A 16,337-nucleotide genomic window follows, 5' to 3' on the forward strand; every position below is an offset into this window, starting at 1 on the left:
AAGCCGTTGGCGAAGCCGGTGGTGGTGCAGATCGACATCGCGCCGGACAACGCGGTGATGTGGAACGGCGAGCGTTTGCCGAACCGGGAGGCGCTGGAGACAAGGCTGTCGGCGGCGGGGAAGGCGGATCCGCAGCCGGAGCTGCACATCAAGCCGAACAAGGATGCGAGTTACGCGCCGGTGGCGATGGTGCTGGCGGAGTCGCAGCGTTTGGGACTGACGAAGCTGGGCATCGTCGGGTCGGAACAGTTCTTGCAATAGACGGTCTTTAAGGATCGGACAGGAAAGGCAGCTTCGGCTGCCTTTCTTTTCTCGAAACACGCATGGAGAAGTTCAATGAAGATGAAAGCGTTGGCGTTGGCCCTGCTGTTGGCAGGCCAGGCATGGGCGCATGGCGTGTCCGGGATCGACGCCGCCAATTTCAATTCCAGCATCCGCCCGCAGGACGATATCTATCTGGCCGTCAACGGCAAGTGGCTGGATACGCATGAAATTCCGGCCAGCGAATCCTGGAGCGGCGCGTTCAAGGATCTGCGGGATCTGAGCGAAGCGCGAAGCCGTGAGTTGATCGAGCAGGCATCGGCTGGACAGGAGAAAGACGGCAATGCGCAGAAGATCGGCGCCGCATACGCCAGTTTCATGGATGAGGCCGCGGCGGAGAAAAAGGGCTTGAGGCCGATTGAGCCGGATTTGCAGGCCATCACCATGCTGGCAGGCCGCAACGAGTTGCTCAAGTTGATCGGCGGCGGGCAGTCCGGCAACGTGAAGCTGCCGCTGGCCTTGTATGTGGGAATCGATGCCCGAGACGCCACCGCGTATTTGCCCGATCTGTACCAGAGCGGGCTGCTGATGCCCGACCGCGACTACTATCTGGGCAAAGATGCGCGTTTCGCTAAAGCGCGGGACGCGTATCAAGTTTACCTGAGTCGGCTGTTTCGCCTTGCCGGATATGCCCAGCCGGAGAAGCGCGCTAAACGCGTGATCGCGCTGGAAACCAAGCTGGCGCAGCTGCAGCGCAGCAGGGTGGAAAACCGCGATCCGCAGAAAACCTACAACAAGATGACGCCGGCCCAATTGGCCAAATTGGCGCCAAAGCTGGACTGGAAGGGTTTTCTGTCCGCAGCAGGCATGTCCGGGATTTCCGCGCTGAATGTCAGCCAGCCCGAGTACGTGGCGGGTCTGGCTCAATTGTTGAACAAAGAGCCATTGCTCGAGTGGCAGGATTACCTGACCGCGCACACGCTGGATGGCTATGCGCCGTACCTGAACAAGGCGATGGTCGATGTCCGCTTCGACTTCCACGGCAAGGCCTTGTCCGGCACGCCGGAGCAGCGGCCGCGCTGGAAGCGGGGCGTGCAGTTGGTGGAGTCTTCCTTGGGTGAAGCGCTGGGGCAGCTGTATGTGTCCAAGTACTTCCCACCGGAAAACAAGCGCAAGATGGAGGAGCTGGTCGGCAATCTGATGCAGGCTTACCGTCAGAGCATCGACGGCTTGAGCTGGATGAGTCCTGCGACCAAGCAGGCGGCGCAGGTCAAGTTGTCCAAGTACATGCTGAAAATCGGCTATCCCGACCATTGGAGGGATTATGCCGGCCTGGAGCTCAAGTCCGATGATCTGGTGGGCAACGTCAAGCGCGCCAACCAGTTCGATTATCAGTGGCAGCTGTCGCATCTGGGCAAGCCGGTGGATCGGACCGAATGGGGCATGACGCCGCAGACGGTCAATGCTTATTACAATCCTTCCCAGAATGAAATCGTGTTCCCGGCCGCCATTCTGCAGCCGCCGTTCTTCAATGCCGCGGCGGACGATGCGGTCAATTACGGCGGCATCGGCGCGGTGATCGGGCACGAGATCAGCCATGGCTTCGACGATCAGGGCAGTCAGTTCGATGCCGACGGCAATTTGCGCGATTGGTGGACCGCGGAGGACAAGGCGCGCTTCCATGAGTTGACCAGCAAGCTGGTTGCGCAATACGACGCCTACGAGCCGCTGCCGGGCAAGCACATCAACGGCAAGCTGACGCTAGGCGAGAATATCGCCGACAACGTGGGTCTGCAGATCGCCTACAAAGCCTATCAACTGTCGCTGGGCGGCAAACCGGCCGCGGTGATTGACGGCATGAGCGGCGATCAGCGCTTTTTCTATGGTTTTGCCCAGGTCTGGCGCGGCAAGACCCGCGATGAAGCGATGCTGGCCAGGCTGGTATCTGATCCCCATTCGCCGGATGCGTTTCGGGCGATCGGCGCCACTTCGAACAGCGACGCTTTTCAGCACGCTTTCGAGGTGAAGCCGGGAGATAGAATGTATAAGCCGGAGGATCAGCGCATTCGCATTTGGTGATGCGAATAGTGGCTGAAGAGTAGGGTTGAACGCGGGCAAGCGCAGATGTGCGCGCGCTTGTCCGCATTTTCTTGTTATGGGCATTGCTTGCCTTGCCTTGCTTGAAGGTTGGATTTGAACGATCAATAATCTGGCAATGGTATTGCTGTAATTGGTTTCGGTGCATACACTTCGTTGATGCACAAATTCATGCCTTTCATCTTTGTCGCAGCCTTAACCGCTTGCGATTCGCATCAAATCAATCAGATAGCAAAATCCCCGGAAGTGAAACAGTTGGCCGCCCTGGGCGAGTCCATTCTGTCATCGGCGGCATCGCAGCAATCCGGCGACGCGCCAGCTCAGGTCAAGGCGGAGCCCTTGGTCAGCGGCGGCAAGGCGATCGGCCATCGCGATTTTGCCGCCGCCAAGCGCATTTTGCCGCGCGTGTACTCAGGCATGGAGGTCGACTTCTATTGCGGTTGCCGCTATCAGGGCAAGGCTGTCGATTGGCAGTCTTGCGGCTATCAGCCGCGCAAGTCCGAATCGCGCGCTAGCCGCATCGAGTGGGAGCATGTGGTGCCGGCATGGGTGCTGGGACATCAGCGCCAGTGCTGGCAACAAGGCGGCCGCAAGGCCTGTGGCGATCAGGATCCGTTGTTCCAGATGGCGGAGGGCGATCTGAACAATCTGGTGCCGGCGGTGGGAGAGGTGAATGGCGACCGCGCCAATTTCGCTTACGGCGCTTGGGAGATTCATCCGCGCCCTATCTATGGGCAGTGCCAATCGCTGGTGGACTTCAAGCAAAAGCGTTTCCAGCCGCGGGAGGAGGTGCGCGGCGCGGCGGCGCGCATCACGCTATACATGCATCAGCGCTATGGCTTGAGGATGAGTCGACAGGATCGGCAGCTGATGTGCGCATGGGCGCGGCAACACCCGGTGGATGAGTGGGAGCGCCAGCGCAACAAACGCATCATGCAATGGCAGGGCGAGGGCAATTTCCTGGTGTCCCAGCCTGAGGAGTTGAGCAGGGTTTGCGACTGATCCGCTTTATTTGGCATCGACGATAAAAAACGCCACGGCATGCCGTGGCGTTTGGTTTCGAGCAAGTCAGGCGGAAGCTTAGAAGGAGACCTTCATGCCAACGCCGAACGCTTGCGGGTCGTTGCCGGCGCTCAGGCTGGCATTGGATTGGCCCAGGTTGGTATCGTAGACCGGGTTATTGGCGAAGTTGGCGTTCTGCTTCGCATTGTTGGTGATCTTGGTGTAGTAGGCTACCAGTTGAGTCGACTTGGACAGGTTGTAATAACCGCCCAGCGTCCATTGCTTGGCCTTGAAGTCATCGCCATTGATGCCTGCGCCGACATTCTTCAGGCGGCCCAGTTCACCGTAGGACAGCTTGACCGAGGCTGCGCCAAAGTCCTGACCCAGCGCGATCAACCAGTCGTCCTGCTTCAGCTGGCCACCGCCGATCTGGTCAAAGGAACCCCATTCGTAGTTGCCGCCGATGAAGGTGCCGAAGTCGAATTTATAGCTGGCGGCGATGCTGTAGAACGAGATATTGGAGCCGGAGTTGACGGAGGCAGTCGTGGTGTTGGCGGCGACGCCCTTGTCGTATTGCTTGTCCCAGGCCGTGGCCAGGTTCAGGGCGCCCCAGTTGTAACCCAGGCCTAGGGAAATGCGCTTGGCGTCGGTGCCATTGGTGCGGGCTTCATCCACGCCCCAGGAGCCGCCCAGCGTGAAGCCGGCCCAGTTCGGCGAGAACCAGTGGAGGGAGTTGGCCAGACGGGCTTCGCCGCGGCTGTTGACCGAACTGGCGCCGAAGTTGTCAGCGGTCGTATTCACGAATACGTCGGTGGCTAGCGCGGTGTTGCTGCTGCCGGTGAATACCTTGTAAGCCGAGTCGTTTTGGCCCAGCAGTACTTTACCGAAGTCTGCATTGTCGATACCGATGAAGGTATTTCGGGTGCCAAAGGTGGCGGTTTGAGCTTTGTCGTTGGTGCCGCCTTGCTCGAAGTTGCGCAGGCTGCTTTCCACTTGCCAGATCGCCTTGGTACCGCCGCCCAAGTCTTCCCAGCCCTTGAAGCCGATGCGGGAGTTTTCATCCACGACGCGGGTGCGGGAAGCATATTCCTTGGTGCTATTGCCATTGCCCGTAGCTTTGGCGGACTCAATGCCACCGCTCAGGAAGCCGTAGATGGTTACGTCGGCGTGCGCGGCTACCGGTACGATGAAGAGAGATGCAACGATGGCTGCCAGATTCTTCTTTTGCATGGTGAACTCCAAGTCAAGTCTATGGTTCTGTTATGAAGCAGTGAAGAGACCGTGTCCGGTTTTGGCAACGCTTGCACGGCTGCTTCACGACTTTGTCTTAGTTTAGCCACAGAATATGACGGGAGTGTTGCGGAGACTGGTAAAAAGAGTGGTGTCGATGCGACGCCTGTTGCGATTATGCCGAAAACTTGTTCGGATAAACCTCGTCTATCAGTGTCCGACAATCGACTACGCGAAGGTCATTGTCTTTCGCAAAGTCCATCAGGAACTGAAAGATTTGCGGATAGATTTTTTCCAGCTTCTTGTCCACGGCGACGCAACGCACGCCTTCCAGCAACATGGGGCGGACAAAAGCGTGGTAGGACAGCTTCTGATTGGTATCGAAGGAGGCCAGGATGCCGGCCAGTCGCTCGGCCCAATCGCTGGGGCGGAAAGTGCGGCCTTCTGAAGTCAGGCCCTGGATCACGATTTCGTACGGATTGCAGATCATGGCGGTGGAACCAGTGTGTTTGCTTTTGGTGTAGCCTGTTTTGTTGTCCGTGCTAAGACGTTTTTTCTAGGCCGACGACTTTTACTTATGCGAAAGTTTCGTGATCATACCTGAAAATCATATGCGCTTGAATGGCGGCAGCGAAGCCAGCAGCTTTTTGCCGTAACTTTGTCGCGTCAAGCGGTTATCCAGGATGGTCACGCGGCCGTAGTCGCGTTCGGTTCTGATCAAACGGCCCACGGCTTGCACCAGCTTGATCGATGCTTCGGGCACTGTCAGCTCGATGAAGGGGTTGCCGCCGCGCTTCTCGATCCAGCGGGATAGCGTCTTGCCGACGGGGTCGTCCGGCATCGCGAACGGCAGTTTGGCGATGATCACGTGCACACAGCTCTCGCCGGGCAGGTCCAGGCCTTCCGAAAACGAATCCAAACCGAAAATCACGCTGGCCTGCTGGTCTTTCAGGCGCTGATGGTGCGTGTCCAGCAGCGTGCGTTTGGGGATGTCGCCCTGGATCAACAGCCGGTCTCGCAAGTCCGCGGGCAGACCAGCGCCCACTTCCTGCATCTGCTTGCGCGACGAGAACAGCACCAGCGTGCCCACCGGCTCTTTCAGGTCGATCAGTTTGGGAAGCCATTCGATGATTTCGCGGGTATGGCCGCCGGGATCCTTGGGGCTGGCGAGCAGCGGCGGCAGGTAGAGCTCGCCTTGCTCGTCGAAATTGAACGGCGATTCCAGCGCCATGCAGCTGACCTTGGGCAGCCATTTCAGGCCGGTTTGCGACAGCAGCAGCTCGAAATCGCCGAGCGAGCGCAGCGTGGCCGACGTCAGGATGGCGCCGGCGGCGCGGCGCCACAGCGTGGCGGCCAGGCTGGCGGCGGCGCTGACCGGCGAGGCTGAGAACAGATAGTCGCCCTTGCCCTCGGCGCGGCGGGTGATCCATTTGGCGATCGGCGGCGCGTTCTCCGGCGTTTCGGTATCGAACAAGTCCCATACCGCCATCAGCTGTTCGGCGCGGCCGATCAGGAAGCCCAATTCAGTGGCGGTCTTGTCCAGATCCACGTCGCCGCTCTTGTCCTTGCGGGCCTCGGACAGCGCGTTGCCCATGTCGTCCAGCTGCTTGGACAGCGCGCGGGCGGAAATTGCCATATTGGCCGCCGAGGTTTTCAGCCTTTCCGGCAATACGCCGTCTTCGATCAGCCAGGATGGTTCCAGATTGTCGCTGCTGGCGGCCAGCGAGTCTTCGCTGCCCAGCAGCCATTGCCATTCGGTCAGCGTTTCCACGCAGGCGGCGGCGGAGTCGATCGCGTTGCTGGCCAGTTCGGCCTTGCCGGTGTGGGCCTCGGCGTGCACGACCACCGCGCCTACCTTGTCCAGCCAGCCCAGCGCCTGGCCCAGCGAGTGCTCGGCGGCGAACTGGTTGACTGCTTTTTTCGCCAGATGGTGCGCCTCGTCTATGCAGTAGAAGCTTTCCTCCGGGGCGGGCAGGATCACGCCGCCGCCCATCGAGACGTCGGCCAGCATCAGGTCATGGTTGGCCACCACCACGTCGACGTTTTCCAGGGTGTCGCGGGCGAGGTAGAACGGGCATTCGACACGATTCGGACAGGCGGTTTTCAGACAGCCGTGGCGATCGTTGGTGACGCGCGCCCACAGGCCGTCTTCCACGATGCTGTCCCAGGTGTCGCGGTCGCCGTTCCATTTGCGGTAATGGAAGGCGTCGGCCATCGCGCTCAGCGCGTCCAGCTCGGCCTGTTCCGGCTTGTGGTCCCACAGCGCCGTCATCGGGTCGGGCTGCAGCAGGCTCTGCTGCGAGTGCTGGGCGGTGAGGCCGTACAGGCGGTACGGGCACAGGTAGCGGCCGCGGCCCTTGGCCAGCGCGAAGGTCAGCGGCAGGCCGCTGTTTTCGACGACGAAGGGCAGGTCGCGGTTGACCAGTTGCTCCTGCAGCGCCACGGTGGCGCTAGTGACTACCAGCTTTTTGCCGCGCGCGCGCGCCATCACGCCGCCGGCCAGCAAATAGGCCAGGCTCTTGCCGACGCCGGTGGGGCCTTCGATCACCGTGATGCTTTCGCCTTCACGCTCCGGCCAGTCGTCGCCGACCTTTTCCTGGGCGCGCGACAAGGCATTGGCGATTTCAGCCAGCATGCGGCGTTGCGAGGCGCGCGGGCGGAAGCCCGGCAGGCGGTCGGAGATGGCGCGGTAATGGTCGCGGATTGAGTCTTTTTCGGCGTCGGTCAGCATGGGCGCGATTGTACCGCATGCGACCGTTGTGCGCCTGCATAATGACGGAGGGCACAAGATGTGGATAGGATAGGCGACAAACAAAAATACAGAACAGCGCGTACGTCCGGACAGACGCTAAAAACAAGTGCGCGGCAAACAGCAAGAGGAGAAACCTTCATGAAACCCGTTAGCCGCGTTGTCGTGGTCAGCGACGATGTGACATGGCAGGCCGAAGTGCTGGCCGGTCTGGGAGCCGCCGCGGTGCGGCTGGAGAATCCATTTGGTTTGACCTTCGTACCCGCCTGCACCACGGCGGAGACGATGGATCTGATCGCCCGCGACGGCGAAGTCCAGGTCGTGCTGGTGGATAGACAGTTGAAAGGCACCGCCAACGGCGAGGCCGCGGCCCAGCTGGCGAACCGCATCAGCGATTTCCGCCCGGAGATCTCGCTTTACGTCTTTTTGCAGGACGACGACGAGCGGGCGCTGGTGGAGGAGCTGGCCAGCCATGCGGTGGATGGCTACTTCTATCGCGACGAGGCCGACTTCAACGGCTGGTTCCGCATTCTGGTGGCGGAGCTGGCGGAGAAGTCGGCGACGCCGTTCTACGACAAGCTCAAGCAATACGTGCGGATGGCCAAGGATTCCTGGCATACGCCCGGCCACTCTGGCGGCGATTCGCTGAAAGGCAGCAACTGGGTCGGCGATTTCCACGATTTCGTCGGCGAGCATCTGCTGCGGGCGGATTTGTCGGTATCGGTGCCGATGCTGGATTCGCTGCTGCATCCGACCGGCGTCATCGCCGAGGCGCAGATGCTGGCGGCCAAGGCCTTCGGCGCGCGCAAGACCTATTTCGCCACCAACGGCACCTCCACCTCCAACAAGGTGATCTTCCAGACGCTGCTGGCGCCGGGCGACAAGCTGCTGCTGGACCGCAACTGTCACAAATCGGTCCATCACGGGGTGATTCTGTCCGGCGCACGGCCGGTGTATCTGGATTCGTCCATCAATCGCCAGTACGGCATCTTCGGCCCGGTGCCCAAGACCACCATCTACCAGGCGATCGACGACAACCCGGACGCGCGGGTGCTGATTCTTACCTCTTGCACCTATGATGGCCTGCGTTATGACCTCAAGCCCATCATTGAGGCCGCGCACGAGAAGGGCATCAAGGTGATCGTCGACGAGGCCTGGTACGGTTTCGCGCGCTTCCACCCCGCGTTCCGGCCGACGGCGCTGGAATCGGGCGCCGACTACGTGACCCAGAGCACGCACAAGGTGCTGTCGGCGTTCTCGCAGGCCAGCATGATCCACGTCAACGACCCGCGCTTCGACGAGCACCTGTTCCGCGAAAACTTCAATATGCACGCGTCCACCAGCCCGCAGTACAGCCTGATCGCCAGCCTGGATGTGGCGCGCAAGCAGGCGGTGACGGAGGGCTACCGCTTGCTGGACCGCACCTTGAAGCTGGCGCAGGAGCTGCGCGAGAAGATCAACTCCACCGGCGCTTTCCGCGTGCTGGAACTGGACGATCTGCTGCCGCAGGAGGTGAGGGAGGATGGCATCCTGTTGGATCCGACCAAGCTGACCGTGGACTTCAGCCGCTCCGGCTTCACCGCCGACGAGCTGCAGCAGGCGCTGTTCGAGCGTTACAACATCCAGGTGGAGAAGTCGACGTTCAGCACCATCACCCTGCTGTTAACCATAGGCACCACCCGCAGCAAGCTGTCCCGCCTCTACGACGCGATGCTGCGGCTGGCCAAGGAGGGGCGTTCGCCGCGGGCGCTGGGGAGGATGCCGGAGATTCCGCATTTCTCGCGCCTGGCCTGCCTGCCGCGCGACGCTTTCTACGAGGCCGGCGAGAGGTTGCCGCTGCTGGACGACGATGGCCGGCCGAACCCGGCGCTGAGCGGACGGGTGTGTTGCGACCAGATCGTGCCATACCCGCCGGGCATTCCGGTGCTGGTGCCGGGGCAGGTGGTGGACGACACCATCCTGGCCTACCTGGCGCGGCTGCAGAAGACGCAGAAGAGCATCGAGATGCATGGCTTGGCGGAGGATGGCGGGGAGTTTTATCTGCGCGTGCTGAAGCCGCAGGAGCTGGCGGAATTGCCGGGGCGCAGTTTGTTCAATTGAATGCTTGTCAGGCAGGAGGATTTCCGATAAATATAACAAATGTCGCATTTCTGTAAATCATGCCTATGTATTTGCAGGGGGCGATATTTGTAAAGTGACTTGAGACTAGCGTGTAGTAATGTGCCGTTGCGCATGAAACCACCTCTCGGTGTTGCACGCGCAGCGGCCTCTTTTTTTGATTGGAGCATCATGACGTCCGTAAGGCATTACCTTCAGTTCAGCGATCTTTCTCCCGACGAGTACCACCATCTCTTCGAGCGAAGCCGGGTCCTGAAGCGACGACAAAGCGCCGGCGAATTGCATCGGCCGCTGGTCGGCAAGGTGATGTCCATGGTGTTCGAAAAGAATTCCACCCGTACCCGCGTCTCTTTCGAGGCCGGCATGGCCCAGCTGGGCGGCCACGCGATGTTCCTGGACACCAAAAGCTCGCAGATCGGCCGCGGCGAGCCGATCGAGGACACGGCGCGCGTGCTGTCCCGGATGAGCGACATCATCATGATCCGGACTTTCGAGCAGGGCCTGGTCGAGCGGCTGGCCGCGCACTCCCGCGCGCCGGTGATCAATGGCCTGACCAACGAGTACCACCCGTGCCAGATATTGGCCGACATCTTCACCTATGTGGAGCGGCGCGGCTCGATCAAGGGCAAGACCGTAGCCTGGATCGGCGATGGCAACAACGTCTGCCGCACCTGGCTGCAGGCCGCGCGCGTGCTCGGCTTCAAGCTGAGGGTGGCGTCGCCGCTTGGTTACGAGCTGAAGCCGCTGGACGGCCATTATTACGGCTCGGACGTGCTGGAGCTGACCCAGGATCCGGCCCGCGCCGCGCACGGCGCCGACATCGTCACCACCGACGTGTTCACCAGCATGGGCTTCGAGGCCGAGCAGAAGGCCCGTCTGGAGGCTTTCTCCGGCTACCAGGTGACGGCGGAGCTGATGAAGCATGCCAAGCCGGATGCGCTGTTCCTGCACTGCCTGCCCGCGCACCGCGGCGAGGAAGTGGCGGCCGAGGTGATAGACGGCCCGCAGAGCGTGGTCTGGGATGAGGCTGAAAACCGCATGCACGTGCAAAAGGCCCTGATCGAATATCTGTTGCTGGGGCATCGCGAGGACTGAGTCCCGCCCGGCGACTGATAAACAAACAACGAGTGGAAAGAGAAGCAATGTCTGACATCAAGAAAGTGGTTTTGGCGTATTCCGGCGGTCTGGATACCTCGGTGATCCTCAAGTGGCTGCAAGACGAGTACAAGTGCGAAGTGGTGACCTTCACCGCCGACATCGGCCAGGGCGAGGAAGTGGAGCCGGCGCGTCAGAAGGCGGTATCGCTGGGCATCAAGCCGGAAAACATCTTCATCGAGGATCTGCGCGAAGAGTTTGTCCGCGACTATGTCTTCCCGATGTTCCGCGCCAATACCATTTACGAAGGCGAATACCTGCTGGGCACCTCCATCGCCCGGCCGCTGATCGCCAAGCGCCAGATCGAAATCGCGAACCAAGTAGGCGCCGACGCCGTATCGCATGGCGCGACCGGCAAGGGCAATGACCAGGTCCGCTTCGAGCTGGGCTATTACGCGCTGAAGCCGGATGTGAAGGTGATCGCGCCGTGGCGCGAGTGGGACCTGCTGTCGCGCGAGAAACTGCTGGCCTATGCCGAAACCCACGGTATCGACATCAGCAAGAAGAAGAACGGCGGCAGTCCGTACTCGATGGACGCCAACCTGCTGCATATCTCCTATGAGGGCACGGTGCTGGAAGATCCGGCGCAGGAGCCGGAAGAAGACATGTGGCTGTGGAGCGTCAGTCCGGAAAACGCGCCGGACCAGGCCGAGTACGTGGAGCTGGAATACCGCAACGGCGACATCGTCGCCATCGGCGGCCAGGCGCTGAGCCCGGCCGCGGTGCTGACCGAGTTGAATCGTCTGGGCAACAAGCACGGCATCGGCCGGCTGGACATCGTCGAGAACCGCTATGTCGGCATGAAGTCTCGCGGCTGCTATGAAACCCCGGGCGGCACCATCATGCTGAAGGCGCACCGCGCCATCGAATCCATCACCCTGGACCGCGAAGTGGCGCACCTGAAGGATGAGCTGATGCCGAAGTACGCGCAGCTGATCTACACCGGCTACTGGTGGAGTCCGGAGCGCGCGATGCTGCAGCAGATGATCGACGCCTCGCAAGCCACGGTGAACGGCTGGGTGCGGCTGAAGCTGTACAAGGGCAATGTGATCGTCGTCGGCCGCGAGTCCAAGACCGATTCGCTGTTCGATCCGACCATCGCCACCTTCGACGAGGATGGCGGCGCTTACAACCACGCCGACGCGGCCGGCTTCATCCGCCTGAACGCGCTGCGGATGCGCATCGCCGCCAATGCGCGGAGCAAGCGCGGCTGATACAATCCATTCATACCGTTGACATGGCGGCCATCCGGCCGCCATTTTTCGTTCTTTAAGCAGGCAGGGAGAGGTATCGCGCATGCGGGCGAGCAGTTGGATTCCGTGGGTTTTCGTCTTGCTGTGGAGCACAGGGTTCACCGGCGCCAAGCTCGGCTTGCCATATTGCGGGCCGTTCACCTTCTTAGCCATCCGGATGGCGCTGACTTTGCTGTGCTTCGCGGCGCTGCTTGCCGTGCTGCGCCCCGCCTGGCCGACGCTCGCGCAGGCGCGGCGGCAGTGGGTGAGCGGCGGCATGCTGCACGGCGGCTATCTGGGTTGCCTGTTCGCGGCGATCAAGCTTGGCGTGCCAGCCGGCTTGGCTGCTCTGATCATGGGCATGCAGCCATTGTTGACCGCCCTGATTTCCTGGCGGCTTGGCGAGAAGCGTTTTCGCGCCATCCAGTGGCTGGGCATGGCGCTGGGGCTCGCCGGCACGGCGCTGGTGATCGCGGGCAGCAAGGGGGTGGCTTTGGCTGGCGGCGCTGGCGCCGCCTTCGTGATCGCCGGATTGCTGTTGATCACCGGCGGCACGCTGTACCAGCGCTATCGCGGCGGCGGCGCGCATCCGGTCGCGGGCGCGTTTCACCAGTATCTATCGGCGCTGGCAGTGACCGGCGCGCTGGCTTTGCTGTTCGAACGGGGAGTGCCGGTGGTTTGGAGCGGGGAGTTCATCTTCGCCCTGGGCTGGAGCGTGACGATGTTGTCGGTGCTGGCGGTTCTGCTGCTGTTGCGCATGCTGCGCGACGGCGATGTCAGCCGGGTGGCGGCTTATCTCTATCTGGTGCCGGGCCTGACTGCCGTCCAAGCTTGGTGGCTGTTCGACGAGCGCTTGAGCCCGGAGGCGATGGGGGGTATCGTACTGGCAGCCGTCGGCGTGGCCTTGGTGTTGCGCGGCGGAGATTTTCGTTTGCCGGGCCGTTTCAGGAACGGACGGGGCTGAACAGGGATGAGTAACGTGTCGGAAGAACAATTCACCAATATCTCGCTGGTGGTGTGCCTGACTGGGCTGATCATTTTCATGGGCTTCATCATCTGGGACTTGGGCAAGAAGTCCAAGGCCGGCAAGACCGGCATGATCGTTTTGTTCCTGGTGCTGGGATTCGGCGTCACCGGGTTTGTCTTCAAGAACATTCTGGTGGAGTTTATGCTGAGCAAGTAAACGTGATTGTGGATTTGGCCGGCAGGTTTTGCCTGGCGAAAAGTTTAAAAGCCAAGCCCCGCATTGAGCGGGGCTTGGCTTTTTTGGGTGGAGGCTCAGGCGATCTTGGCTCGCAGCGCCGTTTCGGCTTTGGGCTTGCGGACCTCGGGATGATCGATGCGCACCACCTGCATCATTGCCATGTCCTTCAGTCGGCGGCGCAAGGGGTGAGTGTCGGCCGCGGCCTCAACAATGCCCTCGGCTTCGTCGACCGAAACCTGTTGCTTGTCCTGGATTTGCTGCTTCTCGAACCAGGTCAGGGGGCGCTGCAGGATGGCCTCCAACGGCTCATCCAGTTCGAAGTTGCTGTCAAGCATGGCACTCACCTCTTTGGAAGGGGTCTCCGCCTTTGGCTGGTGGCTTGAGGCGGGCTGAACATTGCCCTTGTATCTTACGAGGCTGGAGGGGTTTTGTTTATAAGTAGGAACCGCTAGTTTGACGGGAAATGTCCGGAAGAACAGTGGTTTAGTGCGGCCGTTCGCGGTGTCGTCTGTCAGCGGGTTGCCAATGGCGATGATCGGTAAGCTGGTCCTGTATTCATGACAGGAGGACTGATCATCATGTTTGGCAAGCTGCGCGATTACCGCTTGTATGTGCTGATTCTGCCCGCTTTGGCGGGTTTGTGCTGGATAGACCGCGTCGTAGCCGTCACCTGGCTGCAACTGGGCCTGGCCTTGCCGGTGCTGGTGGGCGTGGCGTTGTTGCTGCGCAAGGTGCTGTTCCATTCCGATGTCAGCCGGGCTGCCGATCTGGCGCTGGCTTCGCCGGTGGGGGCGTCGCTGGTGGTGCTGGCCGACAGGCTGTTCATGGCCGCCGTGTTGCTGGCGGGCGTGTTGTGGCTGCGGGGCTGAGTGTCGGCGCGCTGGCCTTGCTGCCGCTGTTGAACGCCGCCGCGACGCAATATTGGCCGGACATGCCGTCGCGCTCCGTGCTGGCGGCCCAGGTGGAGCAGGAAAGCGGCTGGCGCGAGCGGGCGGTGCTGAAGACTTCCCGAGAATACGGCGCCGGGCTCGGCCAGTTTACCAGGGCGTATCGGGCGGATGGCGGCGTGCGCTTCGACGCGATCCGGGAGATGGCGGCGAGTCACCCGGAGCTGCGCGGCTGGAGCTGGCAGAACGCCTTTGATCCTCACTACCAACTGACGGCGATGGTGCTGAAAAATCGCGACAACTATCGGCTGATACGCTGGGCGGAGGGCGAAGACCGGCTGGCGATGATGGACGCCGCCTACAATTCCGGCTTCGGCTCGGTGCTGCAGCGGCGTCGCTTGTGCGCCAATACGGCAGGTTGCGATCCGGCGCGCTGGTTCGGTGGGCTGGAAAAGGCCAGCGGCCAGTCTCGGCGCCGGCAGGCCGGTTACGGGCAGTCCTTCGCCGACATCACCAACACTCATGTTCGCAATGTGATGGTGGTTAGAAGGGCCAAGTATCGGCCTTATTTCGGTGAAGCGGCCGGATCGCGTTGAGTTGGACGGGCGGCGCTCTTGGGGCGCCGCCTTTGACGCGTCGGGCCTCTGTGGAGGCTTATGGTACAATCACCGGTTTCGCTTTGCGCCGGGATTGCAAAATGCCGGCATCGGTCCCATCTTGAAGGACTGTTTTCAAGAATATGACAAGGTAGCCGCATGACAACCATCGTGGCCGTGCGCAAGGGCGACCAGATCGCCATCGCCGCCGACAGCCAGACCACTTTCGGCGACGATCAGAAGCTTCTCGCGCCGTACGACTGTTTCCACAACAAGATTTTCCGCCACGGCGACAACTATCTGGCCGTGTCCGGCTCCGCCGCGCACGACCTGGTGCTGCAGGGCGCGTTGAAAGAGTTGAAGAAAAAGGATCTGAGCAGCCGCCAGGGCATCTTCGAAACCTTCCGCAAGCTTCACCCGAAGCTGAAGGACGCGTTCTATCTGCGTCCGGAGGAAGATGAGGAAGATCCGTATGAGTCCAGCCAGATGATGGTGGTGATCGCCAACGCCCACGGCATTTTCGGCGTCTATCCGATGCGCGAGATCTATGAATTCTCCCGCATCTGGGCGATAGGCTCGGGCCGCAAGTTCGCGATGGGCGCGATGCACGCGGTCTACGACCAGGATCTGTCGGCTAGGGAAATCGCCGAGATCGGCGTGCGCGCCGGCTGCGAATTCGACGTCAGCTCCTCGCTGCCGATGTCTGTCTACACCGTTGAAGCGGCCGCCGGGGCGGCCAAGGAAGCATGAATATGAACCACCACGACAAACTGCAACGATTCCTGTTCGACGGCGCGCCGGCGCGCGGCGCGCTGGTGCGCCTGGACGGTGCCTGGCAGCAGGTGCTGGCGCGGCGCGCCTATCCGCAAGCGTTGAAAACCGTGCTGGGCGAGATGATGGCGGCCTCGGTGCTGATGGCGGCCAACTTGAAGTTCGACGGTTCGCTGATCCTGCAGATTCACGGCACCGGCGCGCTGAAGCTGGCCGTAGTCGAGTGCAACAACGACCGCACCGTGCGCGCCACCGCCAAGTGGGACGGCGAGCTGGATGACAAGCCGCTGGCCGAGCTGCTGGGCGAGGGCGGCAAGTTTGTGCTGACGTTGGAGCCGCGCCTGGACAAGAACCAGACCTGGCAAGGCATCGTGGCGCTGGAGGGCGATTCCGTCGCCCGGATGCTGGAAAACTACATGCTGCGCTCCGAGCAGCTGGATACCGCGCTGATCCTGGCCAGCGGCGACAATGCCGCCGCCGGCATGCTGCTGCAGCGTCTGCCGGAAGGCCATGGCGAAGCCGAGGGCTGGGACCGCGTCAAGATGCTGGGCCGCACGCTGAAGGCGGAAGAGCTGCTGGAGCTGGGGGCCGAGGACATTCTGCATCGTCTGTTCCATGAGGAGCAGGTGCGGGTGTTTGAGCAGGAAACCGTCAGCTTCAACTGCAACTGCTCGCGCGAGCGCGTCAGCAATATGCTGACCATGCTGGGCGGCCAGGAAGTGGGCGATGTGCTGCTGGAGCAGGGCAGCGTGGAAATCGTCTGCGACTACTGCAACCAGCGCTATGTGTTCGACGAGGAAGACGCCAACCAGTTGTTCGACTACGACGTGGTGGCGGCGGCGCGCGAAGCGCGTCATTGATGCCCGCAACTTTCGTTCAAAAAAGCCGCTTATGCGGCTTTTTTTGTATTTTCTTAAGCCTAAGTTGGGCGTGAAAATTAACTGGCCTGTTTTGTTGTTTAAGATCACGATCTGGCCTTAAACACAATATTCAATATTAGTGATATCCATTATGCTTCGCGACGCTTGGCTGATT

General features: G+C 61.2%; 16 protein-coding genes. 12 read left to right on the top strand and 4 right to left on the bottom strand.

Annotated features, from left to right (window positions below; translation table 11 throughout):
- The 3 genes from ACX17K_RS00005 to ACX17K_RS00015 form a co-directional block, all read left to right on the top strand.
- A partial coding sequence (locus ACX17K_RS00005; RefSeq protein ID WP_493773169.1) for an ExbD/TolR family protein occupies positions 1-261 on the top strand: 261 nt, incomplete at its 5' end.
- 75 nt (positions 262-336) lie between these two features.
- A complete protein-coding gene (locus ACX17K_RS00010) occupies positions 337-2,340 on the top strand; it encodes a M13 family metallopeptidase (RefSeq protein WP_493773170.1) in 2,004 nt (667 codons plus the stop codon).
- A 264-nt stretch (positions 2,341-2,604) separates the two neighbouring features.
- Positions 2,605-3,360: an endonuclease gene (locus ACX17K_RS00015; protein ID WP_493773171.1), complete on the top strand. Its 756-nt coding sequence runs from the start codon at positions 2,605-2,607 to the stop codon at positions 3,358-3,360.
- Between the two features lie 78 nt (positions 3,361-3,438).
- On the opposite strand, the gene ACX17K_RS00020 is transcribed toward ACX17K_RS00015, so the two are convergent.
- From ACX17K_RS00020 to dinG, 3 genes are all read right to left on the bottom strand, one after another.
- Positions 3,439-4,590 carry a porin gene (locus tag ACX17K_RS00020; protein ID WP_493773172.1) on the bottom strand — a complete coding sequence of 384 codons (1,152 nt, stop codon included), beginning with the start codon at positions 4,588-4,590 and terminating at the stop codon, positions 3,439-3,441.
- A gap of 175 nt (positions 4,591-4,765) precedes the next feature.
- A complete protein-coding gene (locus ACX17K_RS00025) occupies positions 4,766-5,080 on the bottom strand; it encodes a DUF3579 domain-containing protein (protein WP_046167115.1) in 315 nt (104 codons plus the stop codon).
- Positions 5,081-5,197: 117 nt separating this feature from the next.
- The gene (dinG, locus tag ACX17K_RS00030; RefSeq protein WP_493773173.1) at positions 5,198-7,321 is read right to left on the bottom strand and encodes an ATP-dependent DNA helicase DinG; all 2,124 of its coding nucleotides are present in this window, start codon (positions 7,319-7,321) and stop codon (positions 5,198-5,200) included.
- Between the two features lie 159 nt (positions 7,322-7,480).
- On the opposite strand from dinG, the gene ACX17K_RS00035 reads away from it, so the two are divergent.
- The 5 genes from ACX17K_RS00035 (at position 7,481) to ACX17K_RS00055 (ending at position 13,027) form a co-directional block, all read left to right on the top strand.
- A complete protein-coding gene (locus ACX17K_RS00035; protein ID WP_493773174.1) occupies positions 7,481-9,439 on the top strand; it encodes an aminotransferase class I/II-fold pyridoxal phosphate-dependent enzyme in 1,959 nt (652 codons plus the stop codon).
- Between the two features lie 189 nt (positions 9,440-9,628).
- On the top strand, positions 9,629-10,552 hold the full coding sequence (gene argF / locus ACX17K_RS00040; RefSeq protein ID WP_347752742.1) for an ornithine carbamoyltransferase: 924 nt from the start codon (positions 9,629-9,631) through the stop codon (positions 10,550-10,552).
- 47 nt (positions 10,553-10,599) lie between these two features.
- Positions 10,600-11,826 (top strand): argininosuccinate synthase, encoded by a 1,227-nt coding sequence (locus tag ACX17K_RS00045; protein WP_046167112.1) that lies wholly within the window; start codon positions 10,600-10,602, stop codon positions 11,824-11,826.
- A gap of 82 nt (positions 11,827-11,908) precedes the next feature.
- Positions 11,909-12,808, top strand: a complete 900-nt coding sequence (locus ACX17K_RS00050) for a DMT family transporter (RefSeq protein WP_493773175.1) — start codon at positions 11,909-11,911, stop codon at positions 12,806-12,808.
- 15 nt (positions 12,809-12,823) lie between these two features.
- Positions 12,824-13,027: a DUF2788 domain-containing protein gene (locus tag ACX17K_RS00055; RefSeq protein ID WP_021478097.1), complete on the top strand. Its 204-nt coding sequence runs from the start codon at positions 12,824-12,826 to the stop codon at positions 13,025-13,027.
- 95 nt (positions 13,028-13,122) lie between these two features.
- Here ACX17K_RS00055 and ACX17K_RS00060 read toward each other — a convergent pair whose 3' ends face one another.
- Positions 13,123-13,383, bottom strand: coding sequence for a hypothetical protein (locus tag ACX17K_RS00060; RefSeq protein WP_493773176.1), 261 nt, complete (start codon positions 13,381-13,383; stop codon positions 13,123-13,125).
- Between the two features lie 243 nt (positions 13,384-13,626).
- On the opposite strand from ACX17K_RS00060, the gene ACX17K_RS00065 reads away from it, so the two are divergent.
- The 4 genes from ACX17K_RS00065 to hslO all read left to right on the top strand — a co-directional run bounded on the left by ACX17K_RS00065 (position 13,627) and on the right by hslO (position 16,162).
- Positions 13,627-13,917, top strand: a complete 291-nt coding sequence (locus ACX17K_RS00065) for a hypothetical protein (RefSeq protein ID WP_493773177.1) — start codon at positions 13,627-13,629, stop codon at positions 13,915-13,917.
- Between the two features lie 17 nt (positions 13,918-13,934).
- On the top strand, positions 13,935-14,531 hold the full coding sequence (locus tag ACX17K_RS00070; RefSeq protein WP_493773178.1) for a transglycosylase SLT domain-containing protein: 597 nt from the start codon (positions 13,935-13,937) through the stop codon (positions 14,529-14,531).
- Positions 14,532-14,690: 159 nt separating this feature from the next.
- Complete coding sequence (locus ACX17K_RS00075) at positions 14,691-15,281, top strand: Ntn hydrolase family protein (RefSeq protein WP_166440828.1); 591 nt, start codon at positions 14,691-14,693, stop codon at positions 15,279-15,281.
- A complete protein-coding gene (gene hslO / locus ACX17K_RS00080) occupies positions 15,278-16,162 on the top strand; it encodes an Hsp33 family molecular chaperone HslO (protein WP_493773179.1) in 885 nt (294 codons plus the stop codon). Before ACX17K_RS00075 ends, hslO begins: the two co-directional genes overlap by 4 nt.
- The last annotated feature ends 175 nt before the right edge of the window (positions 16,163-16,337 follow it).

This window comes from Chromobacterium sp. INPA-IVC, assembly GCF_059047085.1.